The sequence below is a fragment of the Nonomuraea sp. ZG12 genome (assembly GCF_052068115.1).
Classification (GTDB): Bacteria; Actinomycetota; Actinomycetes; order Streptosporangiales; family Streptosporangiaceae; genus Nonomuraea.
The window spans coordinates 141118-166367 of record NZ_JBQHCW010000009.1 but is presented as its reverse complement, the minus strand read 5'-3'; the positions used below and the strand labels follow the sequence as shown (position 1 = coordinate 166367).

The 25250-nt window shown below is 70.5% G+C and carries 25 protein-coding genes; 12 read left to right on the top strand and 13 right to left on the bottom strand.

Annotation, left to right across the window (positions count from 1 at the left end):
• The first annotated feature begins 202 nt into the window (after positions 1–202).
• The 12 genes from ACTMTF_RS25275 (at position 203) to ACTMTF_RS25220 (ending at position 7786) form a co-directional block, all read left to right on the top strand.
• Positions 203–661 (top strand): STAS domain-containing protein, encoded by a 459-nt coding sequence (locus ACTMTF_RS25275; RefSeq protein ID WP_441112900.1) that lies wholly within the window; start codon positions 203–205, stop codon positions 659–661.
• Between the two features lie 27 nt (positions 662–688).
• The gene (locus ACTMTF_RS25270; RefSeq protein ID WP_441112899.1) at positions 689–862 is read left to right on the top strand and encodes a hypothetical protein; all 174 of its coding nucleotides are present in this window, start codon (positions 689–691) and stop codon (positions 860–862) included.
• Between the two features lie 14 nt (positions 863–876).
• Positions 877–2007: a protein kinase domain-containing protein gene (locus ACTMTF_RS25265; protein ID WP_441112898.1), complete on the top strand. Its 1131-nt coding sequence runs from the start codon at positions 877–879 to the stop codon at positions 2005–2007.
• Positions 2008–2311: 304 nt separating this feature from the next.
• A complete protein-coding gene (locus tag ACTMTF_RS25260) occupies positions 2312–2497 on the top strand; it encodes a UBP-type zinc finger domain-containing protein (RefSeq protein ID WP_441112897.1) in 186 nt (61 codons plus the stop codon).
• Positions 2498–2711: 214 nt separating this feature from the next.
• On the top strand, positions 2712–2885 hold the full coding sequence (locus ACTMTF_RS25255; protein WP_441112896.1) for a CsbD family protein: 174 nt from the start codon (positions 2712–2714) through the stop codon (positions 2883–2885).
• Positions 2886–3037: 152 nt separating this feature from the next.
• On the top strand, positions 3038–3235 hold the full coding sequence (locus ACTMTF_RS25250; RefSeq protein WP_441112895.1) for a hypothetical protein: 198 nt from the start codon (positions 3038–3040) through the stop codon (positions 3233–3235).
• Between the two features lie 79 nt (positions 3236–3314).
• Positions 3315–4274, top strand: coding sequence for a LysR family transcriptional regulator (locus ACTMTF_RS25245; protein WP_441112894.1), 960 nt, complete (start codon positions 3315–3317; stop codon positions 4272–4274).
• 242 nt (positions 4275–4516) lie between these two features.
• Positions 4517–4801 (top strand): GlsB/YeaQ/YmgE family stress response membrane protein, encoded by a 285-nt coding sequence (locus tag ACTMTF_RS25240; RefSeq protein WP_441112893.1) that lies wholly within the window; start codon positions 4517–4519, stop codon positions 4799–4801.
• Between the two features lie 43 nt (positions 4802–4844).
• The gene (locus ACTMTF_RS25235) at positions 4845–5102 is read left to right on the top strand and encodes a hypothetical protein (protein WP_441112892.1); all 258 of its coding nucleotides are present in this window, start codon (positions 4845–4847) and stop codon (positions 5100–5102) included.
• A gap of 131 nt (positions 5103–5233) precedes the next feature.
• Positions 5234–5842 (top strand): hypothetical protein, encoded by a 609-nt coding sequence (locus tag ACTMTF_RS25230; RefSeq protein WP_441112891.1) that lies wholly within the window; start codon positions 5234–5236, stop codon positions 5840–5842.
• 41 nt (positions 5843–5883) lie between these two features.
• Entirely contained in the window at positions 5884–6717 is an 834-nt protein-coding gene (locus ACTMTF_RS25225) for a DUF1206 domain-containing protein (RefSeq protein ID WP_441112890.1), read from the top strand.
• A gap of 355 nt (positions 6718–7072) precedes the next feature.
• Positions 7073–7786, top strand: coding sequence for a VC0807 family protein (locus ACTMTF_RS25220; protein WP_441112889.1), 714 nt, complete (start codon positions 7073–7075; stop codon positions 7784–7786).
• Positions 7787–7817: 31 nt separating this feature from the next.
• Here ACTMTF_RS25220 and ACTMTF_RS25215 read toward each other — a convergent pair whose 3' ends face one another.
• From ACTMTF_RS25215 to ychF, 13 genes are all read right to left on the bottom strand, one after another.
• Entirely contained in the window at positions 7818–9173 is a 1356-nt protein-coding gene (locus ACTMTF_RS25215) for a hypothetical protein (protein WP_441112888.1), read from the bottom strand.
• A gap of 74 nt (positions 9174–9247) precedes the next feature.
• Positions 9248–10960 (bottom strand): collagen-like triple helix repeat-containing protein, encoded by a 1713-nt coding sequence (locus ACTMTF_RS25210; protein ID WP_441112887.1) that lies wholly within the window; start codon positions 10958–10960, stop codon positions 9248–9250.
• Positions 10961–11007: 47 nt separating this feature from the next.
• The gene (locus tag ACTMTF_RS25205; RefSeq protein WP_441112886.1) at positions 11008–11418 is read right to left on the bottom strand and encodes a (deoxy)nucleoside triphosphate pyrophosphohydrolase; all 411 of its coding nucleotides are present in this window, start codon (positions 11416–11418) and stop codon (positions 11008–11010) included.
• Complete coding sequence (locus ACTMTF_RS25200; protein WP_441112885.1) at positions 11418–12509, bottom strand: C40 family peptidase; 1092 nt, start codon at positions 12507–12509, stop codon at positions 11418–11420. The genes ACTMTF_RS25205 and ACTMTF_RS25200 overlap by 1 nt, the downstream gene beginning before the upstream one ends.
• On the bottom strand, positions 12506–13132 hold the full coding sequence (locus ACTMTF_RS25195) for a hypothetical protein (protein WP_397011826.1): 627 nt from the start codon (positions 13130–13132) through the stop codon (positions 12506–12508). The genes ACTMTF_RS25200 and ACTMTF_RS25195 overlap by 4 nt, the downstream gene beginning before the upstream one ends.
• A 2-nt stretch (positions 13133–13134) precedes the next feature.
• On the bottom strand, positions 13135–15456 hold the full coding sequence (locus ACTMTF_RS25190) for a type IV secretion system protein (RefSeq protein ID WP_441112884.1): 2322 nt from the start codon (positions 15454–15456) through the stop codon (positions 13135–13137).
• Positions 15453–17927, bottom strand: coding sequence for an ATP-binding protein (locus ACTMTF_RS25185; protein ID WP_441112883.1), 2475 nt, complete (start codon positions 17925–17927; stop codon positions 15453–15455). Before ACTMTF_RS25185 ends, ACTMTF_RS25190 begins: the two co-directional genes overlap by 4 nt.
• A 47-nt stretch (positions 17928–17974) precedes the next feature.
• Positions 17975–21205 carry a TcpE family conjugal transfer membrane protein gene (locus tag ACTMTF_RS25180; RefSeq protein WP_441112882.1) on the bottom strand — a complete coding sequence of 1077 codons (3231 nt, stop codon included), beginning with the start codon at positions 21203–21205 and terminating at the stop codon, positions 17975–17977.
• A gap of 55 nt (positions 21206–21260) precedes the next feature.
• On the bottom strand, positions 21261–21527 hold the full coding sequence (locus ACTMTF_RS25175; RefSeq protein WP_225277783.1) for a hypothetical protein: 267 nt from the start codon (positions 21525–21527) through the stop codon (positions 21261–21263).
• A gap of 59 nt (positions 21528–21586) precedes the next feature.
• The gene (locus ACTMTF_RS25170; RefSeq protein WP_397011834.1) at positions 21587–22303 is read right to left on the bottom strand and encodes a conjugal transfer protein; all 717 of its coding nucleotides are present in this window, start codon (positions 22301–22303) and stop codon (positions 21587–21589) included.
• A 668-nt stretch (positions 22304–22971) separates the two neighbouring features.
• Positions 22972–23268, bottom strand: coding sequence for a hypothetical protein (locus ACTMTF_RS25165; protein WP_441112881.1), 297 nt, complete (start codon positions 23266–23268; stop codon positions 22972–22974).
• Between the two features lie 80 nt (positions 23269–23348).
• Positions 23349–24077: a class I SAM-dependent methyltransferase gene (locus tag ACTMTF_RS25160; protein WP_441112880.1), complete on the bottom strand. Its 729-nt coding sequence runs from the start codon at positions 24075–24077 to the stop codon at positions 23349–23351.
• Between the two features lie 63 nt (positions 24078–24140).
• On the bottom strand, positions 24141–25217 hold the full coding sequence (gene ychF, locus ACTMTF_RS25155) for a redox-regulated ATPase YchF (RefSeq protein ID WP_397011840.1): 1077 nt from the start codon (positions 25215–25217) through the stop codon (positions 24141–24143).
• Positions 25218–25250: the final 33 nt, after the last annotated feature.

The window sequence follows — 25250 nt, the reverse complement described above, 5'->3', positions numbered from 1 at the left end:
CCCACCGCGTTGGCAAACCGGCTGCTGATCGCCTTCGGTGATAAGCCTGACTCGGATCGGCGGTTTCCGCCGTGGCGAGCCTGTCGGATGATCAGGTCACGGCACCGAACCTCGCTGCATTGCTCACGCTGCATCAGAGCAATGTGTTCATGCCGCATCACCCCGGCGGCCATCTTGTCTCGCACCCTGTGAAGGAGTCGGCATGAACACCACGGACACGGCCGGCACTCCTGGTCTGGCCCTCGACCTCATGGTCGAACGTCCCGAGATCGCGCTCACCTCCGGCACGTCCGCCGATCACCTGCTGCGCGTCTCCCCGCTTGTCGATGCGCAGGGGCTGCGGATCGAGGGCGAGCTCGACCGCTCCACCCTGCCCACCCTTGTCCGGGCGCTGGCCTCGATGGCCGGCCGCGGCAGCTTCTGTCTGGATCTGAGTGGCCTGACGTTCATCGACGTCGGCGGGCTGCGCGCCCTGGTCACCGCGGCCGCCGATCTGCACGGCGGCCACGTCTTGACCATTCGCTCAGCGCCGGCGCAGGTGCGGCGCCTGCTCGAGCTCATCGGCTGGCATGAGACGCCCGGCCTTCGCCTTCAAGCGCAGGCGTGCCCCGCCTCCATGGCCACTCAACCCACTCCGAACCCCATCGCCACGATGTCCTGATCAAGATGTGCTCCGATCGGAGAACCCATGACCACCCCGCACCCCCATTCAGGGGCAGGTCTGTGGCTCACCCCGGCCGCCGCCACCGTCGTGCACCTACCGACCAGGGGGGCCGCGCATCACCGGCCCGACCCCAGCCCGCGCCACCCGTACGGGAACGGCGCGGGCAAGGTCGCTTTCTGCCCCACGGCAGCGTGCTGAGATCCGGTGCGCCGATGCCCGTCCTGAGGGTCGGCAGGCAGACCGGGCGCCCGGCGGCCGCGATTGCCGGCCCGCCGGCAGTCGAGCTGGACCTGCTGCGTTGCCAGGTGTTGCAGGAAACCCGGGCCGAGGCCGCCGCGATCCTGGCCCAGGCCCGTCTCGAAGCCGAGGGGATCCTCGCCTCGGCCAGGCGGGACCTGGCGCGGACCGCGCACCTGTCCCAAGCAGGTCTGCGCACGGAGCCATCCGGCCCCGCTGACGGTCACGGCCATGTCCCGATCATGGTTCTCAACGGCCGTTGGCGGCTCTACGCCCCGCTGAACGCCGACTCCAGCGGTACGGCCACGCTGTACAAGGCCTACGATCCCACCGACCCCGCCACCAGCGTCGTGGCCAAGGTGTTCCACCAGGCCGGCAGCGACCCCCAGCGGTTCCGCTCATTCCTGCGGGAGATGCGGGCGATGTGTCTGACCGGCCCGCACCTCGGGCAGATCATCGACTCCGGCCAGGACCTCAGATCGCAGGCGGCCTACCTGATCTCTCCCCACTACCGGCCCGGCAGCCTCAACCTCCAACTGCGGAACCGGCCCAGTGGCGGCGTCCCGCTGAAGTGGAGCCTGCAGGTGCTGGACCAGGTGCTGGCCGGTCTGCAGGCAGCCGCCGTGAGCGGCATCATCCATCTCGACATCAAGCCGCAGAACATCGTGCTGGACGGCCCCGCCAACATCCGGATCATCGACTGGGGAATGTCGCAGCTGCACCAGGCCGGGCACAGCGTCTCGACGGTCCTGCCCGGGGGCACCAAGTGGTTCGCCAGCCCCGAGCAACTCGGCGACACCACCGCCCCCAGCAGCCTGTCCGACCTGTACGGGGTCGGCGCCCTGGCCTACTGGCTGCTGACCGGAATGGCACCGCTGCGACGCGAGACCGAAGCCTGCGCCGACGGCGACACCGACCTTCTCCGGGTGCACCGCCTGATGCAGGCCGGGACCCGGCCCGAGCGCGCCGACCGCCTCATCCCGGCCGTGCCCGAACCGCTCGGCCGGCTCATCGACCAATGGCTCAGCTACGCGCCTGCCGATCGCATCCCCCACCGGCTGGATCCCGCGGCCGCGCTCAGCTGGGCCCGCGCGGCCTTGGCCTGACTGCGACATCACCGACCACCCCCGATTCCCACCGCCGCCCAGGTCAACCACGAACTGGCGATCGCATGTGGTGATGGGGCTTGCTGTGATTGGACGTTTCCGCTGGTAGGCCTCATCGGGTTTAGTGAAGGCGATCAGTCGGCGCACCTCGCGCCGCTGTCGCCCTAGGAGGGTCTGCATGACCCTGGACACAGATCGCATGAAAGTGAGCGCACGCGCCAGGCTGAACGGTCAGGCGCCGCCCTGCGAGCACCGCGACATACCCCCGCTGACCAAGCATGGGTTACCGCGATGCGCAGAGTGTTTGGCTCTTGGCCTGACCTGGACGCGGCTGCTGGTCTGCCAGACGTGCGGGTGGGTGGCCTGCTCCGACGACTCACCGGGCGCTCACGCCCGGGAGCACTACCGGGAGACCGACCACCCGGTGGCCGCTACGCTGCCGCCCGAGACGCCCTGGCGCTGGTGCTACATCGACGAACGAACGGTGTGAACGGCATCCTCCCGGCCGGCCCTGGTTATCGATTCCGGTGATAACCGGACTGATCATTGCCTGTTTCCCCACTTCAGACTGGGGAGGAGACTTGAACTCCAAGCCGCCTGATCGCGGCCGACGCCCGCCCGCACCTGGTCATGGCTGATGGTGAGACCGAATCAATGGATCTCCCGGGCGATGACCACAAGCAGCGCGGTGAAGGGACATCACGATGAGTCTGAGTAGAAAGATCAGAAACAAGGCACAGGTCATCATGGGCTGGGCCAGGCAGCGCCTTGGCCTGGCCACCGGTAACCAGCGCCTGCAGGCCGCGGGCAAGACCGATCAGGTCATGGGCAACCTGAAGCGGGCCGGCGAGAAGGCAAAGGACGCCTTCAAGCGCTGAGTCATGCCTTCACCCCCGCCGCCCGAGCAGGGGTGAAGGCAGCGAGCCGGCCCGCCTTGATGCTGTCGGCCTTCGCGATGCCCTCGCCTCGCCGCTGCCGCCCATCGTCTCCGACACTCCCGCGCAGTTGATGTATACAGAGGTAGGATTTGATGCGTATCGCATCGTTAGTGCTGATCGTGTGGCTGATCGCCGGGGCTGTCGCGGCAGGCCAGCGCGGTTACTACTCAGGACAGGTCGAGGGCTGCAACCAGGTGGCCACCATCGGCGTGACGATCCTGGCCGGCCCGTTGAACTACCTCGGTATGAACCCGAAGATCGCCTGCCAGACACCCCAGCCGAGCAAGTAGAACCAGGCTCGTCCGGAGGCTCTACAGTGGCGAAAGACGGTCCATCTCGGGGTTGGCTGGCCGGGAAGGGGTGGTGAGCATGGAGTTACGCCAGCTGCGCTACTTCGTCACCCTGGCCGAGGAGCTACATTTCGGCCGGGCCGCCGCCCGCGAGCACATCGTCCAGTCGGCGCTGAGTCAGCAGGTGCAGCGGTTGGAGCGCGAGCTGGGCGTGCGACTGTTGGACCGCAGCACCCACCACGTCGACCTGACCCCCGCAGGCACCGTGTTCCTCATCGAGGCGCGCCAGATCCTCGACCAGGTCGGCAGGGCCACCCAGGCCGCGCGCAACGCCGCCGCCTCCACCCCGACGCTGCGCGTGGGTATCATCGACGCCGCCTACGACTCCATGCCGCAGATCCTGCGCGAACTCCAGGCCGGCCACCCGGATCTGACCATCCACCAAGTCGAAGCCGGCACCCGCGAGCAGTACCGGCAGCTGGCCGATGGGCGGCTGGACATCGGCATCGGCCGCGCCTCCCAGACCCCGCCCGAGATCGCCTCCGAACTGATCAGGCTCGACCCGCTCGGCGTCCTGATCCCCGACGACCACCACCTCGCCGCCCAAGCCGTCGTCCCGGTCGCCGCCCTCGCCGACGAACTGCTGCTGCTCGGCGAGGAGAGCCAGACCCCGGAGCTGAACCAGTTCGTCATCGAGCTGTGCCGCGGCGTCGGCTTCGCACCCACCATCTACGAAGGGACCGTCGAGAGCACCCGGGCCGCCGGTGACCTCGTCCTGCAGCACCGCTGCGTGCACTGCGTGCCTTCCTCCGCCCGCGCCTCCAACCGGACCGGCACCACCTGGCGCCCCCTGACCGAGCCCGTCACCCACTTCCCATGGTCGCTGCTGTGGCGTGAGGCCACCCCCCCACCCCACCTCCAAGCCGTCATCGGCAGCGCCAGGCAACTCGCCGGACGACTCGGCTGGCTACACCCCAGGGAACCGGCATCGCCCGCAGACGCTCCAACGGCCATCAGCCAGGGAGACGACACCCTCTGACCCGCAGAACCGAACGGATGCACCCCTGAACCTGCGCGTCCTGGCGGCCCGTTCCGGTAATCGGTTCTAGTGATCGCCCCTTCCTCGATCGCCTGTTTCCGCGGAGCAAGCAGGGGTGTTAGGTCAAGGTGAACCGGTTTGACCGCCGCGCCGCCACGTCCGTGGCGCCCGGCCCTCTGCCTTGAACGGTCCGCAAGACCGGTCCCTCGCAGACAGCGATTCACCACCATAGGAGTTCCGTCATGGGCATCATCGCCTGGATCATTCTCGGGCTGGTCGCCGGGGTGGTGGCCAGAATGCTGGTCCCCGGCAGAGATCGGCAAGGCCTGATCATCACCTTCATCCTCGGCGTCGCCGGGGCACTGCTGGGTGGCTTCATCGCCACCGAGGTCTTCCACGTCAAGGGCATCCAGGGCTTCTTCAACCTGTCCACCTGGGTCTGCGCCATCCTCGGCGCGGCAGTCCTGCTGATCGGCTACAACATGATCACCAGCCGCCGCTCAGGCAGCCGGGTCGGCCGTCGATGACTCCGCCCGGCACATGCCCACGCGGACGCGGGGATGACCGCTGATGGCCGCCACCGCCGCGATCGTGGTCATCATCGTCGGCGCCATCTTCACCTTCGTGCTGAGCACCGGCCCAGCCGGTGACGTCGACCTGCGCGTCATCGGCATCATCTTGATGCTCGGCGGCACCGGCGGGCTGCTGACCCTGGTGCTGCGCAGCAGATCACGCTGGAGCCAGTCGACCGTCCGCAGCCGCCAAGACGTCATCGATGACGGCCCGCCGCCGCCCCTGCTGGACCCGCCCGGCTACACCACCAGGTGAAGCGGCGACGTCAGCCCGGACGAGGCCGCGAACACCTGGCGTGTCTCTCCCCGGCAGGCTTCCCGGTCTGAGATTCCCTCCATCCGACCCGTCAAGAATCGACCCGAGCTCGCTACCTCACGGAGGCAGACATGTCCGCAATGACGACAGTCGTGGCCATCGCCGTGGCGGTGATCGTGATCCTGGCCATCGGCTTCGTCGTCCTGCAACAGCAACAACGCAGGCGACAGCTTCGCCGCCGCTTCGGCCCCGAATACGACCGCACCATGGACGAACGCGACACCCGTGGCCAAGCCGAACAGGAACTCCGAGACCGCCAACAGCGAGTCTCCACCCTCGACATCAAACCCCTCACCCCCGAATCCCGCCAGGCCTACATCGCGCACTGGGTCACCCTCCAGGAGCAGTTCGTCGACACGCCGGCCCGCGCGGTCAGGGAGACCGACCAACTGGTCACGGCCGCCATGGCCGAACGCGGATACCCCACCGAAGACTTCGACCAGCAACTCGCCGACCTCTCGGTGGTGCACGGCCGTACCCTGCACCACTACCGCCAAGCCCGCGAGATCAGCGTACGCGCCGCCCTGGACGCGGCCTCCACCGAAGACCTGCGGCAAGCCATGGTGCACTACCGCGTCCTGTTCGAGGAACTCCTCAACGACGGCGACGAGCACCACCCCCCATCGGCCGAAGGCCGCGAGGAGCAATCAGCATCTCAGGACGACTCCCGGCAACGGTGACTCGATGTTGACATCCGCGGGAAACCATCTGGAGGTCTGTGATGACGGTGAAGAGCGGCGTCAAGTCCGTGGGCCGCCAGGCGGCCTCAAGCCGCGGGCTGGAATGGCTGGCCCGGGCAGGGTTCGTGGCCTGTGGTGTCACCTATCTGCTGATCGGCGTGCTGGCGGTACAGATCGGCGTGGGCATCGGTGGTGAGGCGGCTGACGCCTCAGGAGCGATGCACGCCGTCGTCGCCTATCCCGGCGGGTTCATCGCCTTATGGCTGGTCGCGGTCGGTTTCGCCGGGCTGGCGTTGTGGCGGCTGGCCGAGGGGATCTATGGGCAGGCCAGCCCGAACGGAGGTACGGCCGTCAAGCGGCTGGCATCACTGGGGCGGGCCATCGTCCACATCGCGCTGTGCATCGCCACCGTCACCTTCCTACTCGACGTCGGAAGCCGGCATAAGGGCGACGACCAGTCCCAGGACATCACCGCCACGCTGATGAGCCATACCGGTGGCCGATGGCTGGTCCTGCTCATCGGCCTCGGCGTCGTAGCGGTGGGTATCAGCATGATCGTGGAAGCCGTCCGCGGGAAGTTCACCGACAACCTGCACATGAACCACATGGGCGTGCGCACCCGTAGGACCGTCAAGGTCTTGGGGGTCGTGGGCATCTTCGCGCGCGGGAGCGTGTTCGCCGTCCTCGGCATGTTCCTCGTCATCACCGCCGCCACCTTCGACTCGAATGAGGCGCAGGGCCTGGACGGGGCGCTGCGCAAGTTCACGCTGACGCCCCTGGGCCCCTGGCTGCTGGTCGCCGTCGCGCTCGGCCTGGTCACCTTCGGGTGTTACTCCTGCTTCGAGGCACGCTGGCGTAAGACAGAGCCCGGCTAGAGACGACTCCACCGGCCTCGACCAAGTCGACGACCAGTACACCCGCCTTCGAGCGGCGCAACAGCGCCCGCGCCCCGGCCTTCGCCGGCACCACATCTGCGGTCGGCGTCCATCCGCGGCCTCGCCATCGGCCTCTTCTCCGGCGCTGGATCCGGTGACGCTGCCCAGCGGAGCTTGGTGATCGGCGGCAACGATGAGCCTTGCTGACTTCGCCCGTATCCGTAGCGTGGCGATGGGCGTTGACTGAGGGGTGTCCGGCTGCCGGCCTGAGGCGGTGAGCCGCGATGGATGCTCGGCCGCCTGCCTGCTCGCAGCACACGTCAGCCAAGGCGTCTTCGGGTCTTTGGAGGATGTCGTGGTCACCGTTCGTGCCAGCGCCAGCATCAGCGTGTCCTTGCCCGAGGCCGTTCCCGCCGACCCGGGACCGGGCCCGATGGTGGTGGCCCTTCCTGGCCTGATGTCGCTGGCCAGGCAGGCCATACCCCGCCTGCTGGAGGCGGTGATCATCCCGCTCGCGCTGTTCTATGCCGCGTTGGCCGCCTTCGGCCTGAACGGCGCCCTGGCCGCAGTGCTCGCCTGGGCCTACGGCAACCTGGCCTTGCGGCGACTGTGCGGCCGTCCCCTTTCCGCGAGCATGATGCTGGCCACGGTCGCGATCACCGTCCGCGCCGCGCTGGCGGCGTGGAGCGGAAGCGCGCTCGTCTACTTCCTGCAACCCGAGCTGGGCACCATCTGCTTCAGCATGGTGTTCCTGGCCTCGGTCCGGTTGCGCCGCCCGTTGGTCGGCAAGCTGATCGGCGAGTACGTCCGACTGCCCCGGGCCGTCATGGCGCATGCGCGCATCCGCCGTTGCTTCGTCCAGCTCACCCTGCTGTGGGCGCTGGTCCTCCTGGCGAACGCCACCTTGAGCATCTGGCTGTTGCTGTCCGTGACGCTCGGCACCTATCTACTCGTTCGCCCCATCGCCGTCGCGGCCATCAGCGTGCTCGCCTTCACCTGCTCGGTGGCGCTCTTCCTGCGGGCGCTACGCCGTCTCGGCCTCCAGGTCAGAGCCGACCACACCCACTGACATCGGGTTTCCTTCCGATGTTTCTCAACAGTTACTTCCGGCGCCGGCCGATCCCGCGCTTGGGCTTGCCCGCCGGAGGCAGCGGCTGGACGACCGTCGTCTCGGCGGGCGTCTCGGTCGGCGGCTCGGCCGGCCACGGGGTGTCCGCCCTTTCGGGCGCCGGGCTGTGGCCGGGCAGCGGGAACACGCCGCCCCACGGCTCGGAGTCGCCCGGCTCGGCGGCCGAGGCCGAGGGCAGCGGCCGCTCCGGGGAGTCCTCGTACGGCTTCGCGCCGCCGGGCGGGATGTCGGTGGGCGGCGCCTCCGGCGGGATCACCGGCTCGAACGGCGACCGGTACACCTCGGTCTCCGGCGGCGTCTCCAGCGGCGTCTCCAGCGGTGTGTCCCCGTGGGGCGGCCGGTACATCTCCCTTTCGGGCTCCGGCTGGTGGCTGAAGGAGTCGAACTGGTCCGGCTGCAGCACCACGGGCTCCGGCTGAGCCGCGGACGGCTGCTCGGGAACGTAGCCGGGCTGGGTGTAGGCGTTCGGATCCTGATAGACCGCGCCGTACTGCACCTGACCGCCCGGATAGGTCTGCACCGGGACGAAACTGATGATCGGCGCGTACGCCGTGCCACCCGGATAGCCGGGGGCGGGCATGGCGGCCGTGGCGTAGCCGGGGCCCGCCGGATAGCCGTGCGGGTCGGGATGGCCAGGGTGACCGGCCATGGCTCCTGCCATGGGTCCGGCCTTGCGGACCGCCGCGGCGTGGGCCATGCGGCGCAGCCGCCCCTCGAAGATGAGCACCGCGAACAGCACGAGCAGCACCAGGACCAGCGCGGGGATGCTGAGCTGCTGGGTCAGGCTCCGCTGGTCGAACTCCGGCGCCGCGTTGCGCATCTCGAGCGGGATCTCGTCCGTCTCGGCCGACTGGCCCTCGGTCGGGGGCGGCGAGGTCGGGGCCTCCGTCGTGCCGGTCACCGGAGGCAGCACGACGTCGGTTTCCTGGGGCGTCGCCGAGACGCTCGGCACGTCAACGGTCTGCGACGGCAGGGTCGCCGGCGGCGGCGCGGTGGTCTGCGTGACCGGCGTCGGCTCCGGCGCCTTCGTGGTCTTCGTCGGCTTGGGAGTCGGGGTCGACTTCGGCGTCGGATTCGCCGTGACGGTCTTGGTGATCGTCGTCTCCGGCGCCTCGGCCTCGGAGCTGGGGGTCGGCAGGGTGGTGGTGACCGTGACAGTGGTCTCGGGCGGGCAGTCCTCGCCGGCGTCACACGGCGGTACCGGATCCGGATCGTAGGCGATGGCCGAGGCGCTCGCGCCGTAGCCGACGAAGGGGCTGGCGCCCACACCGGTCAACGTCAGTGCGAGCAGCACCGCGGACACGGCCGTCGCTCCGGTACGTGCCACCAGTGCCCTCCGCGCAATCCCGCAACTATGGTCAAGGGAATACTAGTCGGGTAAATGCAACAGTAAAGACCGATTTACAACACCTTTCTCCTTGTACGTCCCCGATGCGCCTTGCTGATTGCCCACAGCCCTGCCATCAACACCGCGATCCCTCCCGCCGCCGCCGACAGCCCACGACCTCCGGCCAGCGGATTCACCACTTCCGCGGCCTGCAACCGCACCTGCGGCGCGGCCACCGCCCGGGGCAGCGGCGCCCCCGGGGCATCCATTGACACGCCGGTGACTGACGGCGACGCGGACGCGGTGGGAAGGGCCGCCGGAGGCAACTCCGCCGCGTTCTCCCCTTTCCCCTCAGGCGCGGCTCGGAGAGCAGGTTCCCGCCAGAGACCCCCACCCACCCCCACCTCGGTGCCACCGACCGGCACACCACCCCGCCCCACGCCCCCGCCAACCTCCACGCCCTCTGCCCCCAGACCAGGCCGCACGCCCTCAGCCTCCAGACCAGGCCGCACACCCCCAGCCTCCAGACCAGGCCGCACACCCCCAGCCTCCAGACCAGGCCGCACACCCCCAGCCTCCAGACCAGGCCGCACGCCCTCAGGCGCGCCGACTTCCCTGCCTTGCGGTACGTCAGCCTTCTTGAGCTCTCCCACGCCCTCAGCCCTGCCCGGCTTCCCCTGCTGCCCGACGACCCCGGCCCTACCCGGCTTCCCGGCAATCCCGGCCCTGCCCGGCTTTCCCGACGGCCCGGCGATTCCGGCCCTGCCCGGCTTTCCCGACTGCCGGACGATCCCGGCCTGGCCCGGCTCCCCCTGGTTCGTGGAGCCCTCGGCCGTGGCCGACGTCCACGGCTGCTCGGCGACCTCGGTCGACCCTGGCACCTCGGGCTGTTGGGGGGCCTCCGCCGTCCCCGGCTCGCGGGTCTGCCGTCGAGCCCTCGTGACCGTCTTCGCCTCGCGTTGCCGTACGGTCTGGCGCTTGTCGGCCCTGGCTTCGGGGTCGACGCGCACCGCCTCCCCGCCGAAGGCGGGCGCGTCGTCCGGCTCTGCGCCCCGCACCGGTACGCCGGTGGCCTCCGTCATGGTCGTCAGGCCTTTCCCACCCCCCAGGCGGACCCTGGCCACGGCCGCGAGCGCCACTTCGCCCGCCCCCTCCGGGACGGTGAGCACCACGTCCACGGCCCGTCTGCCGGAGAGCTCGCCCAGGACGCACGCCCGCGCTCCGGCCACGACCGCCGTACTCGACCCCGAGGTCTCCATGTCAGCGAGCGTCCGCGCGGCGAGCGCACTGGCAGCGGAGACGCCGTCGGACGAGCCGGCTGAGATCCCTTCACCGGAGGCCGGAGCAGCATCCGCGCCGAGCCCCGAAGAGGGCATCACGGACGCCGAGCCATCACGCTCGACCGCCCCCTCCGACGCCGTCGGCTCAGCCGCACCCTGTGAAACGAGCGGCTCAGCCGCAGGCGGTCCCTGCGAGGCGAGCGGCTGCCGCGTGGTCAGGGTCTGCGGGTCGGTCCCGTTGGCCGGTTGCTTCACACGGGACGGCGACGAGCAGGTCAGGGTGGTGAGGGCATGGACGGGGGTGGTGGCCACGGCCAGCCGGGCGTCAGGCGCCGTCCCGTCGAAGCGCACCCGGTACCGCAGCACGTCCCCCGCGCTGACCCCGGTGCGCAGTCCGGCGGAGTCGTCCACCCGGTCGAGCACCATGGTCACCCCGGCCGCCGCCGCGGGCACCGCCGGCGCCGCCACCAGAACCAGGGCTCCGCCCACGATCCAGCCCCGATTCATTGAAGCCGCCTCCCCCGATGCGACGATTACTACCAGTAATACTTATGTCACACAGAGCAACCATTCAACCCCTGCGACAGCAGTTTCTCCACGGCCTCCATGACCGGCAGGTCGGCCCCCAGCCACTCCACGTCGTAGTATCCGCCCGGCTCCAGCCACCGCAGCGCCAGGTGCTCCTTCGCCTCCGGGGTCCCCGACGTCACCGTGGCGAACCAGACGCGCAGCACGTACCCCTCGCTCAGCGGCCAGTCCCCACCGACGCGCTCCCCGACGCCGACCTCGACCCCGAGCTCCTCCCGGCACTCGCGCACCAGGGCCTCGATCTCGCTCTCCCCCGGATCGACCTTCCCGCCGGGGAACTCCCATCCCCCGGCCAGCTCAGGCGGGTCGGCACGCTGCGCGGCGAGCACCCGGCCGCCCGGGTCGAGGATCACCGCGGCGACCACGATCACCGTCATCAGGCGTTCTCCAGCCTCTCCAACTGGGCGATCACGTCAGGGTTCCGCAGCGGCCGGGTGAAGCCCACGATCTTGTCCCGGTTGTCGTAGGCCGTCACCTTGATCGGCCCGCACAGGCGGCAGCGCGCCTCCACCATCTTCCCCTTCGACACGACCATCCCCACATGTCCCGGATTGTTCGGCGAGGTGCCGGGCCCCGCGTCGAAGAACACTAAGTCCCCCGGCTGCTCGCTGCCCTGCTCGATCTTCACCCCGAACGGCCACTGCGTGAACGTGGTGCGCGGGATCGACAGCCCCGCGGCCCGGTAGGCGGCGAACACGATGCCCGAGCAGTCGAACGAGTCCGGCCCGGTCCCGCCCCACACGTACGGCTTGCCACGCTGGTCCAGCGCGTACGCCAGGATCTTCGCGACCACGTCGCTGGGCGCGGCCTCGACCAGCGGGTCGTCACAGGCGTCGTCCGCCTCCGGCGGCACCTCGACCTCGCCGGACTTGGCGTACCCCCTGGCGATCTCCTGGACCTGGTCCACGTACCACCAGGCGCGGTTGTAGACGAACAGCGCGCCCCGCACGTTCTCGGGGGCGCCGTTGCGCTTGAGCATCTTGGCGGCGCCGAGGATCGCGTCGGCGGGGTTGTAGACGTCGCCGACGCCGTCCCCGTCGCCGTCGGAGGCGTAGCCGTTGAACTGCGACGACATCGGGATCCTGGCCTTGCCGCCCCACGTGCTGATCAGGAACTGCATCGGGCCGGCCGCGCCCGCGTAGTTGGTGCCGCTCTTCACGCCCGGCAGGTCGGAGCGGCCGTGGTTCGTCTCACGCTTGCCGACGGCGGCCAGGACGCTCCACTGGACGCCGACCTTCTCGCCGTGCTTCCGGTAGAGCTCCAGGTACTCGGCCGGGATGTCGGCGGCGGCCGAGTCGGAGGCCTCCTGCACCCGCGTGCCGTCGTCGGTGCAGTCGGGCTGCTCGCCGCCGTTGCCGATGAAGGACGGGATCGACGTCATCATCATCGGCGACATGATCACCAGGGCCAGCAGCAGCATCCCGGCGACCACGACCGCCAGGAGGACACGAGGGCGGGAGACGTTCACCCTTCGGGGTCTCCGTCCTGACCTTCGCCGGCGGGCCGCAGCTCGAAGACCCGCCAGTCGGAGCCGAGCTGGCTGACCGTGACCGCGTACTCCTCCGCCAGCTGCTTGGTGCCGCTCTTCGTGGCGAGTTGCTGCGTGCCGGCCACCACGAACACGACGGAGGTCTTGTCGACCTGCCGGATCTCCTTGAGCGCGGCCGTCGCTGTGGAGACCACCTCGTCGGCGCGGTTGCGCTCCACCGTGCCGGGCGAGGTCAGGGTCCTGGCGAGGATGTCGCCCAGCTCGGCCGTGGTGTACTGCTTCACCCGCGCCGCGTAGGCCGCCGGGTCCTCGTCGTGGCGGAACGTGCCGTACTCGACGGTGAACCGCTCCGCCAGGTCGGCGGCGGCGGCGAGCTGCTCCTTCGACATCGGCAAGTACGAGTAGACGTCGAAGGGCGCGTCGCTGGCGGTGGCCAGCGGTGTGCTCTCGACGACGGGCGAGCTCGTGGTGACGCCGGCAGGCGCCTGTTCCGCGACCGGCTCCTCAGGATCCGGCCACAGCGCCAGGTAGAGCCCCACAGCGGCGATGATCACCACGACGGCGGCGAAGGCCACCCCTCGCCTGTCACCGGGCTGGGCCATGATCAGTCCTTGTCGGGATTGGACGGGTTGAGCCAGAACGGCACCGGGGGCTCGTCCTTACGGGAGCTGCCCCACAGCGGTGGCGGCTCCGAACGCCTGTCGGAGCCGGAGGAGCCGCCGAACATCCCGCCGCCGGACCCGCCGGACCCACCGCCGAAGACCCGCCCGTCAGGGTTGCGGCCGAAGATGCCGCCGCCCGAGGAGCCGTTGGACGAGCCGTTCGACCGGGAGTCGCTCCAGCGGGAGCGGCGCGAGCCACCGGACCCGCTGAAACGGGACCCGCCCGACCGGGAGCCGCCCGAGCCACCTGACCCGCCCGACCGTGAACCGCCCGAGCCGCCGGACCCGCCGAAGCGGGAGCCGCCCGACCGCGAGCCACCCGACCGGGAGCCGCCGGAGCCACCCGAGCTCCGCGAGCCGCCAGAGCCCCCGGAGCCGCCGCGAGGCGCCCAGCCACCACCGGAACGGCCGCCGAACCAGCCGCCACCCGAGCCACCCGAGCTGCCGCCGGACGCGGCAGAGCCGCCACCCGTGCCGCCTCCCGTGCCGCGCGGGCCCGCGCCGGGCGAGGCGCCACGGGTGCGGGTGGGCGTGCCGCCCAGGTTGAGCGGCGGCGCGTCACCCTGGCGCGGCGCCGGTCCCTGCCTGCCGGGCCCCCTGCCGCCCTGCTGGTCCGTGTCCAAAGGCGCGGGCACCCGGACACCCGACGGCGTCGCCGCGCCCTCCGACTCCTCGCCCCTGGCCCGGCCCTGCGCGACGGCGGAGGCCACCCCGCCCGCCACGCCGCCGGTGGCCGCGTGGATGAGGGGCTCGGCCTTACGCGCGCCCCAGCGTCCGATCCTGGCCGAGGCGACCGGCGGCAGCACGTTCGAGGCCCGTTCCAGCACCGGCGAACTCGCCGCCTCGCCGAGCATGCGGGTGGTCAGCGTGTGACCGCCCATCGAGGCGAACAGATGCTGGAACGGCCGCCGGTAGAAGAACACCGCGATCGTCAGCAACGCCATGAACAGGATCTGCAACCCCCAGGGCATCGCCGTGGAGATGATCAGCGCGTAGCCGTACACGAGCACGCTGAGCACGAGCGCGAGCACGGCCTGCCTGAGCAGGGTGCCGATCAGCATCTCCACCCAGCGCATGGCGATGATCCGCCCGCTGCCCGGATGGACGCCGATCAGCAGGAACACCGGCCCGAGTATCAGCAACAGCAGGAAGCCCACCTTGAGCACCAGCAGCGAGACCGCCACCAGGAAGATGAGCACCCCCGCCACCAGGGCGGCGATGAGCGCGCCGATGGCCACGCCGAGCCGGCTCGTCCAGTCCCGGCCGGAGAAGATGAAGTAGCGCGAGTCGTTCTTCAGCTTGTCGGCGATCTCGATGTACTTCGCCTGGTGGGCGGCCCTGTCCGGCGCGGGGTTGGCCGCTGTGGCCGCCGGTATGGACTGGGTCTCCAGCATGACGCGGCCGAAGTCGCGGACGATGGGCTGGTTGGGGTCGGCGGTGCCGAACTGGCCCATCAGCCAGGGCTTGCACACCAGCGTGGACCACAGGGCGTCGGCGTTCTGGTCGACGCCCGGCGTGCCGTTCTGGCCGAACCCGCCGGCCTTGACGGCGGGGCTGGCGTCACCGGGCGGCGGCAGGCAGGAGGCGCCGCCCGCGCCGGGCAGCCCGGAGAACGCGGAGTTGACCACTTCGCCGGTCTTGTCGGTGACGATCTTGCCGAGCCCGGTGAAGTCCTGCGGCCGGCTGAGGAACCAGGTCGCCACCGTGACCGCGAGCACCATCCAGATCACGCCTTCGGCGGTGGTGGTGGCCCGCTTGCGGATCAGGCCGTACCAGGCCAGCCAGATCGCGCCGAGGATCACGATGGGCTGCAGGTAGGGCCAGTACATGGCCTGCGCCAGGTTCGTGACGATGTCGTCGACGACGTCCTTGATCGACTGGAGCGGTCCCTCGGTGGCCGCCGCCTGATAGGTGGTGATCGTCAGCCGGTCGACCGCCTTGGCCCACAGGAAGATCGTGTTGGCCCAGGAGTTGCCGAGGACCGCGGCGATGTCGGAGCAGCCGAGCTCGTGGGTGTGCCAGAACTGGCCGCTCATGCCGAACTGGCCGTAGTTGGTGGTGGGTGGCTGTACGCCGCCCTCCGGCACCGGCGCCGCCATCAGGCCGTCGGTGCCGCTGCCGATCACCTCGGGGGCGAGCTCGCCCGAAAGGTCACAGGGCGCCGCCGCGGCGGGCGACATGCTGCCCACGACGAGCGGCACCACCAGGATGCCCAGGAGCACCACCAGGGCAAGCGTCAACCGTCTGGATAGTCGGATCCTCATGACCGCACCTCCTGCGCCCGGACCACTCCCCCTTGAAGATCATGCCCGTTGCCGTCGGGTTTGTCGTGTGTCGGGTTCGTGTCGAGCCAGCGGAGCAGGTCCTCGGAGATCAGATCCACCCCGATCCGCCCTGCCCTGCCGTCCAGATCACGAAAAATGCACTCACCGTTGCCGAGTGAGCGCAAGACGGCCTTGTGCTCCTCAGATGCTTCCACCCCGAGCAGTGACATGACGTGGTCGACCTCCACGCGTTCGGTGGACCGGAAGGCGAAAACGGAGGACAGGCAGTTGGTCACCTGTTCGTTGAGCAGGTCGCCGGCGTTCTGCGACACCAGGACGAGTGCGGTGTTGCGGGAGCGGCCCATCCGGCTGACCTCGGGCACCAGCTTGGCGCCCTCGGGCGTGGACGTGATCGCCCACGCCTCGTCGAGGAAGATCGCCTTGGGCGCGCGCCGGTCCAGCCCGTTCATCAGCCGCCGGGCGAACTGGGAGACCAGATAGAGCAGCGCCACCGACAGGCGCTGCTCGTAGGAGTAGTCGTCCCTGGTGGTGGCCACGTCGGGCAGCGTCAGACCGCCCAGGGTGAACACGGTGGTCCACCCCTCCGAGTCGATCTGGTCGCCGCCGGAGGGGTCGAAGCAGAGCCGGGCCAGGTGCATCTCCGACATCGAGCGCAGCACCGCGCCCAGGTTCTTCGACGCGGCGTCCTCGGTCTGCTCCAGGTAGTCGACGACCTTGCCGAGCGAGGGGTCGGGCGCGTTCGACACCGCCGCCACCGCCTGGATCATCGCCGACTCGCGCTCCTCCGACATCCTCGGCAGCAGCAACCGCAGCGTCTCGGTGGCCATCGTCTTCTTGGCCGCGATGTCGTCGCCGAACGAGAACGGGTCCAGCAGCCCCGGCGCGGCCGAGCCGAGCGGGATGATCCGCGCCTTGCGCTCGCGCTTCTGCAGCAACTGCACGAGCGACTCGGCGTCGCCCTTGGGGTCGATCACCGCGACGGTGACCCCGCGCAGGGCCATCTGGTAGATCATCAGCAGCGCGAGCGTCGTCTTGCCGCCGCCCGGCTCGCCGGTGATCGCGATGGCGGTCGGGCGGTTGCGGCTGGCCGCGAGCAGCGGGTCGAAGTGCACGATGCTGCGCGCCCTGCCGACGGTCTCGCCGATGTACGGGCCCAGCCAGCCCTCACCGGCGTCCTCCAACCGGTCGCCGAGGTCCACGGTGGCCGTCGCCATGCCGCCCGCGATCGTCCGCAGCGGCTGGCGCTGGGCGTAGGCGTTGACGCCTACCTTCTCCCCCGGCAGCGCCTCGCAGAACAGCGAGAACTGGTCGCCCGTGGAGTTGACGACGTCGATGCCCATGTCGCGGTAGTGCTCGACGACCGCCTCCACCCGCTGCACGCAGATGTCCTCGGACGGGGCCGACACGATCAGCCGGTGCCATCCGTACACGAAGGGCAGTCGCTCCTTGGTGATGCCGTGCTCCAGCATGCGGGCCGCGTCGATCTGCTCGGCCAGCGCCAGCGGCGCCTCCGCGCCGGCCTCCCGGATGTGGATGTCCATGTCGCGGGCGTGCGCCAGCTTGCGCGCCACATCCCTGGACGCCTTGACCGGAGGGATCAGCCGCATCCGCGAGGAGATCTCCACCGGAAAGGGCAACTGGTCGGAGAAGTGCATCCACGGCTCGCCGTCCGGGAACGGCATGATGTCGGGGAACCGGGCGAACGACAGATGCGCCACATAAGAGTCACCCTGCGGCTGCACGATGCGCAGCAGCGACCTGCCGTTGTGGATCTCGCCTTCCACCAGCGACTCGATCTCGCCCTTGCCCCAGCGCCGCTTCGGGCTGGCCGACGGCGGCGCGTCCGCCAGCGCCCCCGCCGCCGCGTGCTGGAACAACCACGCCACCTCGACCGAGGTGGCGTGACGGGCGTACAGGGCGCTGGAGGCGAGGGCCCGGCCCAGCCGTTCGGCCTGCTCGGTCCATCGGCGGATCTCACCGTCGGGCACGTGGTCGTCGTCGAGGCCGAGCGCCTTCTCCGTCCGCTGGTAGAAGCCGAACAGCTGCGAGAGCACCCCGCTGCCGAGCTGCTTGCCCCGGGGACCGAGCCGTACGCCGAGATAGACCTCCTTGGACCAGAAGTCCTTCGCCCAGACGTGCCGGTACATCTCCTCCAGGTAGTCGCGCCAGCCCGGCCCCTCGTCGGAGGTGGAGTTGAGCGCCATCGCCCACTCGGCCGCCGGATAGGCGCGATGCGCCACCCGCAGATGGACCTCGGCGTCCGGCATCCTGATCGCCGCCAGCGCGATCGTGATGTTGGTGGCCAGCGACTCCCGCTCCTCCGGCGTGACGAACTCGTAGCTGACCGTGGGGAGACGGAAGTACGCCCATGCGGAGGAGTCTGTGAGCAGGATGCGGTCGTCGAAGTAGCGGACCGCCAGGCGCTGATGCGCTCGGGACGCCCTGCTCATGCCGCCCCCTCGGCGCATGAACTGGCCATACCTGCTCGCATGTTCACTTATCGCTCACCGATTCTCGTGCCCGGGGGGTCACTCGCCAACTCCTCTTCGCTCGGTCGGATCCGCTGTGCCGCGAAGCCCGCCACCACGACCCCGGCGAGGGCGAGGTACGCCCGCCGCCCGGCCGCGCGCAGCTGCCCCGGATCGACGACCTCGTCGCCGCCCGGCGCCAGCCCGTCCTCCCAGGGGACCCGGACGATGGCCCGGCACCTGCCGCTGGCCACCGCCTCCGCCTGCTCCACATCCGCCATCGAACGCCTGCTCACCCCGTTGACCACCATGACCGCCCGCCGCCTCAGGTCCGCGCAGCCGTGGCCGTCCAGCCACTCGTACGTCATCGCCACGGCCTCCGGGGCCTCCTCGCTCGCGGGGAGCACCAGGACGAGCTGGTCGGCGTACGGCAGCACGCGCGCCGCCAGCGAGGCCGCCGGGTCGATGACGGTCAGCTTGTAGTGCCGGTCGAGCAGGCTCAGCGCCTCGCCCAGCCGGTGGTCGGAGAAGAGGTTGCGATCGGCCAGCCGCTGCTCGGCCTCCGCGTCGCTGTCGGCCCCGACCACCTCAAGCCCGGACGCCGTACGGGTGGTGAAGCCGCGCATCGTCAGATAGCCGCTCACCCCGTGCAGCCCCGCGAGCAGCGACGTCAGCGTCTCCGGCGTCTCCTGCTCGATCCTGCTGGTCAGGCTCCCGCCGCCGGTCGCGGCGTCCACCGCCACCACCCGGTCGTCGCGGTAGCGGGCCAGCGTGTGGCCGAGCATCAATGCCGTCGTGCTCTGGCCCGCGCCGCCCGTACATCCCAGCACCACGATCCTGCGGCTGCCGCCGAACACGCCCCTGGCCCTGGCCTCGTCGATCTCCGAGCCGTCGGTCCGCACCCCGTTGCCGCCGACCACCACCTGAGCGATCCGCCGCCAGCCGCCGGAGTCGCGCCCCACGACGGACTCCACACGCCGTACCCGCGGCTCCCGCTCCTCGGTCCTCGGCACCGGCACGGGCGGCCCGGTCGCGACATCCCGCCGCTCCGGCGCCTGCGGCCGCCCCACGAACCGCAACCGCTCCTGCTCCATCGCCGCCCCCGAGGCACCCCCCTCACGCGCCTCCAGCCCCACCACGGACCGCTCCTGCTCCTGTTCTTGCTCCTGCCTCACACGCTGCTGACGCTCGGCGGACTGACCGTCCTCCTCGGACTCCCGGTCCTGGACCGGCTCCAGAGGCTCGACCGAGCGCAGCCGCTGCGGAGATGGGCGGCGCGCGGGGGACTGCCGGCGCTCCTCCGCAGACCGCTCGGCTCCAACACGCTCGGACGGCTCGGACTCCGCGCTCTCAGACCGCTGAGCCTCTACGGAGGACGAGTGGTGGGGCGTGGGCGGCAGGCTCTCCAGTGGCCGCAGCGCCTCGGACGGGACCTCCGGGGCTGTCGACGACGGGGACGGGGCTTCCTCGCCCTCTGGGGCGCCTACAGGCCCTTCCTCGACGCCCTGGGGGCGCTCGGAAACGTCCCTCTCAGGGGTGGGCCCCTCGTCGTCCCGAGGTGAGGAGCCGGTGGGGGCCTGGAGCTCTTCGTCGGCCTGCTCGGGACGGGTGAGATCGTCGTGCTGAGCGGGATCCACCCGCTCGGGTCGAACGGACACCGAGGGAACCGCGTCGTCATGGTGGACCGGCAACGCGGGCAGCTCCGGGTCCGGCCCCTTGCCTCGCAACGGGCGGGACAGCTTCACCGGCGTCGAGTCGGGGTTCAGCGGCGACCAGCCCCGCTGGGCGTCCGGCAGCAGCAGAGCGGGCCCCAGCCTCGGCGGCTGCCCCTTCCGGTGCTGGTTCCTGGCGACTTCGTCGTCCCGGCCGTGCTCGTCCGCGGTCCGCTCGTCCTCGCCGCCCGGCAGGGCCGAAGCCTCTGACGGCGCGTCGGCGCTGGCGGCTAGCTTCCGCAACCGCCGCAGCGCCTCCGTGTCCATCGGCTTACCCGCCGCGGCCTGCCGCGAGGTCCGCCCCCCTGCACGCTCACCCGACTCACCCGGACGCGAACTCCGCCCGCCCGCCTCGCTCCCTGAGGCCTGACCGGAGGCCCGCTCGCCCGCCCTCTCAGCGACGCCGCCCGCCGCCGCCTCGTGCCGGGCGTCGTCAAGGTCATCCTGTACGGCGCCTTCGACCGCATCGAGCTCAGCCCGCGCGTCACCGCGAGCGTCACGCCCGGTGCGCGGGCCGTCATGCACACCGTCATGCGGACCGTTGGAGGCATCGCCGCGAGCGGTTCGGGCGGCGCTGCCGGTGCCGACGGTGCCGGCGGTGCCCACGGTGCGGACGTCATCGCGCCCCGCTTCTCCGTCGCCGCGGCCGGTGGATGCGCCTTCCGGGGTGTCGCGCACCAGACGGAGAGCGGCCGACGTGTCTCTCCCGTCCCGCACCCCGCCCTGCGCATCCCGCCCGGCACCCCGCGAACCACGCACAGCGCCCTGAGAGCCCCTCACCGCGCCCTGCGGGTCCCTTGCGGTGCTCTGCGGGTCTCGGGGGGTCCGCGCTCGGGCCGGGGTGTCCTGGCCGGTCTTCGGAACGGTCGTGGTTCTCGGGGCGGCCGATGTTTCCGCCGGGTCTCTCGTCTCGGCGCGGGGGTCGCGTACGGGCTCGTGGTCCTGGCGCGACGGCGGGAGGGCGAGGGCGGTGGTGCCGAGGGCGGGGGCGGCGCCGGGGCGGGTCCGGGAGCCCCAGCCCGCGCTGGGGGACGGCGACTCGGCGAGCGGGGCCTGTGCGGCGGCGACGGCGGCGGCCGCCACGGCGGGGCGGACCTGGCGCGGGCCGGCGATGCGCTGGGCCGAGCGCTTGCGCTGGGCCTGGCGGGCCTTGCGCGTCGACTTGACGCGGACCCGGGCCGGCGAGGCGCGCCAGACCCGGCCGGAGAAGCTGATCGTCTCGGGCTCGGCCCCGGGCGCGAGGCGGTACCAGGCGCGCGGCTGCCCGAGGTAGCGGAGCTGGGATTCGAGCAGCTCGGTGAGCCGCTTGCCCTCGATGACGGGGCGGGTCGACAGCCACGTCACGATCCCGGGGGGCACGAGGTAGAGGACGTGCCAGGGCATCTCCACCGGCACGCCGACCAGCCAGAGCAGGAGCGACCACGGCACGAAGACGCCGACGAACACGCCGATCCAGACGATGGGCAGCGGCATGGGGAGCCGTAGGTCGTACAGCTTGTAGAGCCGCTTCTCGATGCGCCAGATGTTCGTATACGTAGGCAGGTCCACGCGGTCCTCCTCTCCACCCGCTCGTTCATGACCGCCAAGGAGCGGTCTCAACCCTTTACTGGATGCCCAGGGCTCCCGCGATCGCCTTGGCGGTCACCTCGATGATGTTGGGCACGTAGAAGATCACGCCGATGGCCACGGCCAGGATGAGGAACTGCACGAACCTCGTGATCTCGCGGGTGAAGAGGAAGAACAGCGCGACCACGGAGACGACCACAAGGAAGAGCGGCGCGAAGAACGCGCGCAGGAAGTCGGCGAGTCCTTCGGTGTTGACGCCTGTGGGTGCGGGTGTCGGCGTCAGTTCGATCAGGTTGAGCACTATCGTTTTCAAAATCACTTCGTGTCCTCCCGGGGGTGCCGATCAGCAGCGCGGTCGTGCGTCTATCCAACGGCCCGACCGGCGCCGCGGATGTCGTCGACGTACCATTTGTCGCCCTGCTTCACGACCGTGAGGCGATAGGCCTGCTGGAGGCGGCCCGCTCCCGCGCTCGCGTCGGTGGCGATGGGGTCGGTGGTCGCGGCCGCGCCGTCAGGCAGGACCCACACCACGACCGCCTGGATCTCTCGGGTGGCACCCCCCACGGGCACCACGACACTCTTGAGCTCCGCGAAGGAGAAGGCACCGGCGAAGCTCGGCAGGCTCGTGCCGGCCGTGACGTAGCGCTGCAACTCCGCGCCGTTGCCCGAGGCGTAGTTGCGGAAGAAGCCTTCGAGCTGCGGCTTGAGCTCGGTCGCCGCCGCGTCGTCGCTCTCCGCCTGCGCCACCTGCGGCAGGTCGGCGGGCCCCGGCGCGGGCAGGATCGCGGGCCAGCCCGAGACGACGAACCTGCTGCCGTCACTCGAGTAGTAGATGGGCACGGACAGGTGCAGCCTGCGGCTGCCCGTCTGGAAGGCGACCGTGACGACGGCGTTGGCGTCGTCGGTGACCTCGATGTCGTACGGCTGGATGGCGACGGCGCCCAGCTTGCCGTTGCCGTCCCAGCCCAGCTGCTGATCCATGCCGTCGGCCAGGAACGCGGCCAGCTTGCCGGACCTGCTCACGGCGTCCTCGGGACTGAAATTCAGGTAAACGCCGGCGAACTGGGCGGCGAATGCCATGCCACGATCAGTCGGGAAGTCACTCTCCGGCTGCACGGTCTCATTCGGAGCGGCGGTGTTCTGCCCGGTAAACCGCTCAAAAGGTGCACGGATCCCATTAACCACGATAACCACGATAAGCGCCCAGAGAATGATGCGGCCGGTCCACACCAGCCAACGCCCGCCGCCGCCCGACCAACCGCCACGTCGCGGCCTGCGCGGAGGCGGCGCGTCGAAGGCGGCTGTGTCTGAGCGTACGGAAAGCTCGGGGTCGCCAGCGATCCGAGGACCGTGCTGGACGGTTGACCTACGAGCCATCACGCCTCCGCTCGCGCCAATCGCCCCGGCTGGCGCGGTGTCGTCCGTTGCCGATCCCCATCATCCGTGGTGAAGCAGTCACCTTATCCGGTCTCCGCCATTGTTCCAGGAAAGCCATGCCCATGCTGCAGGCATCGCCGTCCGGTAGCAAACCGAGTGCGCATGGGACGCATCGGAGTGCCAACTTGTGAGGGTTCCCTGTCGAATGGGCATTTGACCAGGCCAGAGACCTAAATTCGCATAGCCCGGCAGCCACGAAATCCTGTCCTCATCGCGCCGGGTGCCGTTGACCTGCGGAGACGTACCGAAAAACAGGAACGGCCGGCTGCCCGATACCGGGCAGCCGGCGCGTCCGTATCCGGGGGTCGTCGTCAGGCGGGCTCGGGGTCCTGGTTGCCGACCGGCTGCCTGCGCGCGTGCAGGTCCACCACCGTGGGCTGCACCGCCCGTTCCAGCGACCCGCGCAGCTCCGCGAGCATGCTCGTGGCGTCGCGGGCGCGCAGCTGGGTGGCCAGCTCCTCCCGCTCGTCGACCTTCCTGCGCAGGTAGGCCTCGCGGTTGACGCGCAGGCCGTACATGAGCTCGACCCTCAGCAGGGCGAGCTCCTCCTCCAGGCTGATGCCCGTGAGCTTGGGCGCTGGGCGTTGTTTCCGGATGATGCGTCTCATGAGGGGCCTCCCGAGTCAGCGTGAACGCCGTGTGGATTCGACGCGCGGGCGGCCCAAGTGGTTGACGCCGCAGTTGTCCCTCAATCAAGTTCGCCGGCGACGAAGACGAGCTCACGCCCCGGCCGGTCGGGCGCGTCGCGGACCTCGCGGCAGCCGAACCCGGCCCGGCTCAGCGACCGCTCGACCTCCCCGCGGCTCCGGAACCGCAGCGTGGAGTCGGACGTGAGGACGGCGCCGTCCGACGCGAAGACGTACGTGTGCCGGAAGGTGACCAGCGGACCGGACACCTCCAGCACGTCACACCACGACTCTACGACCCCGACGCCGTGCACGTCGGTGACGGCGTGGGTGCGTGCCCGGTCCCACTCCTCCCAGGCCCGGCGGGCCGGGTCACGGGTCTCGAAGACCAGCACGCCCGCCGGTCGCAGGGCGGCCCGGACCCCGGCCAGGGTGGCGGCCCAGTCCTCGTCGGTGAGGAACACCTGCGCCACGTTGCCGGTCATGGTGACCAGATCGACCTGGAGGGGCGGCAGCGTCGTGGCGTCGCCCAGGATCCACCGCACCCGGTCCGCGCCCGGTTTGCCCCGCGCGACGTCGAGCGAGGCCCCGGCCGGGTCCACCCCGGTCACCTCGACCCCGCGCCGCGCCAGCAGGCACGCCAGCGAGCCGGTGCCGCAGCCCACGTCCAGGACCCGGCGCGCGCCGAACTCGTCCACCATGGCGGCGTAGAGGTCGAGGTCGCCCCGGTCGGGATCGAGCGGATCGTAGATCCGGGCCAGCCGGGGGTCGCCGAAGATCGGATCGGGCACGCCGCCCACGCTAGGCGACCGGCGAGGGCCGTTTCAAAGCGTTATCCGCGCACAGGAGCTCGGTCAGACGTTGAAGCGGAACTCGACCACGTCGCCGTCGCGCATGACATAGTCCTTGCCCTCGATCCGGGCCTTGCCGGCGGAGCGGGCGTTGGCGATCGAGCCGACCTCGACCAGGTCCTCGAAGGAGACGACCTCGGCCTTGATGAAGCCGCGCTGGAAGTCGGTGTGGATCACGCCGGCCGCCTCCGGCGCGGTGGCGCCCTTGGGGATCGTCCAGGCCCTGCTCTCCTTGGGCCCGGCCGTCAGGTAGGTCTGCAGGCCGAGCGTCTCGAAGCCGACCCTGGCCAGCTGCGAGAGGCCGGACTCCTGCTGGCCGACCGACTGCAGCAGCTCCAGCGCCTCCTCGTCGTCGAGCTCCACCAGCTCCGACTCGATCTTGGCGTCGAGGAAGACGGCCTCGGCGGGCGCGACCAGGGCGGACAGCTGGGCCCGGAGGTCGTCGTCGGTCAGCTCGTCGGCGTCGAGGTTGAAGACGTACAGGAACGGCTTGGCCGTCAGCAGGTGGAGCTCGCGCAGCTCGGCGCCGTCCAGCCCGGCCTCGAAGACGGTCTTGCCGGTCTCCAGGACCGCGAGCGCGGCCTCGGCGGCCTCCAGGGCGGCCTTCTTGTCCTTGTTGTGGCGCGACTCCTTCTGCAGGCGCGGGATGGCCTTCTCGACCGTCTGCAGGTCCGCCATGATCAACTCGGTGTTGATCGTCTCGATGTCGCGCTTGGGCGAGATGTCGCCGTCGACGTGCGTGACGTCGGGGTCGTTGAAGACCCGGATCACCTGGCAGATCGCGTCGGTGTCGCGGATGTTGGCGAGGAACTGGTTGCCTCTGCCCTGCCCCTCGGAAGCGCCCTTGACCAGGCCCGCGATGTCGACGAACTCCACCTTGGCGGGCAGGATCTTGGCCGAGTCGAAGATCTCGGCCAGCTTGGGCAGGCGCTCGTCCGGCACCCCCACGATGCCCACGTTGGGCTCGATGGTGGCGAACGGGTAGTTGGCCGCGAGGGCGTTGCCGGTCTTGGTCAGCGCGTTGAACAGCGTGGACTTACCGACGTTGGGCAGGCCGACGATGCCGATGGAGAGGCTCACGCCCAGCGAGTTTACTTGCTCCGGCGAGGCAGC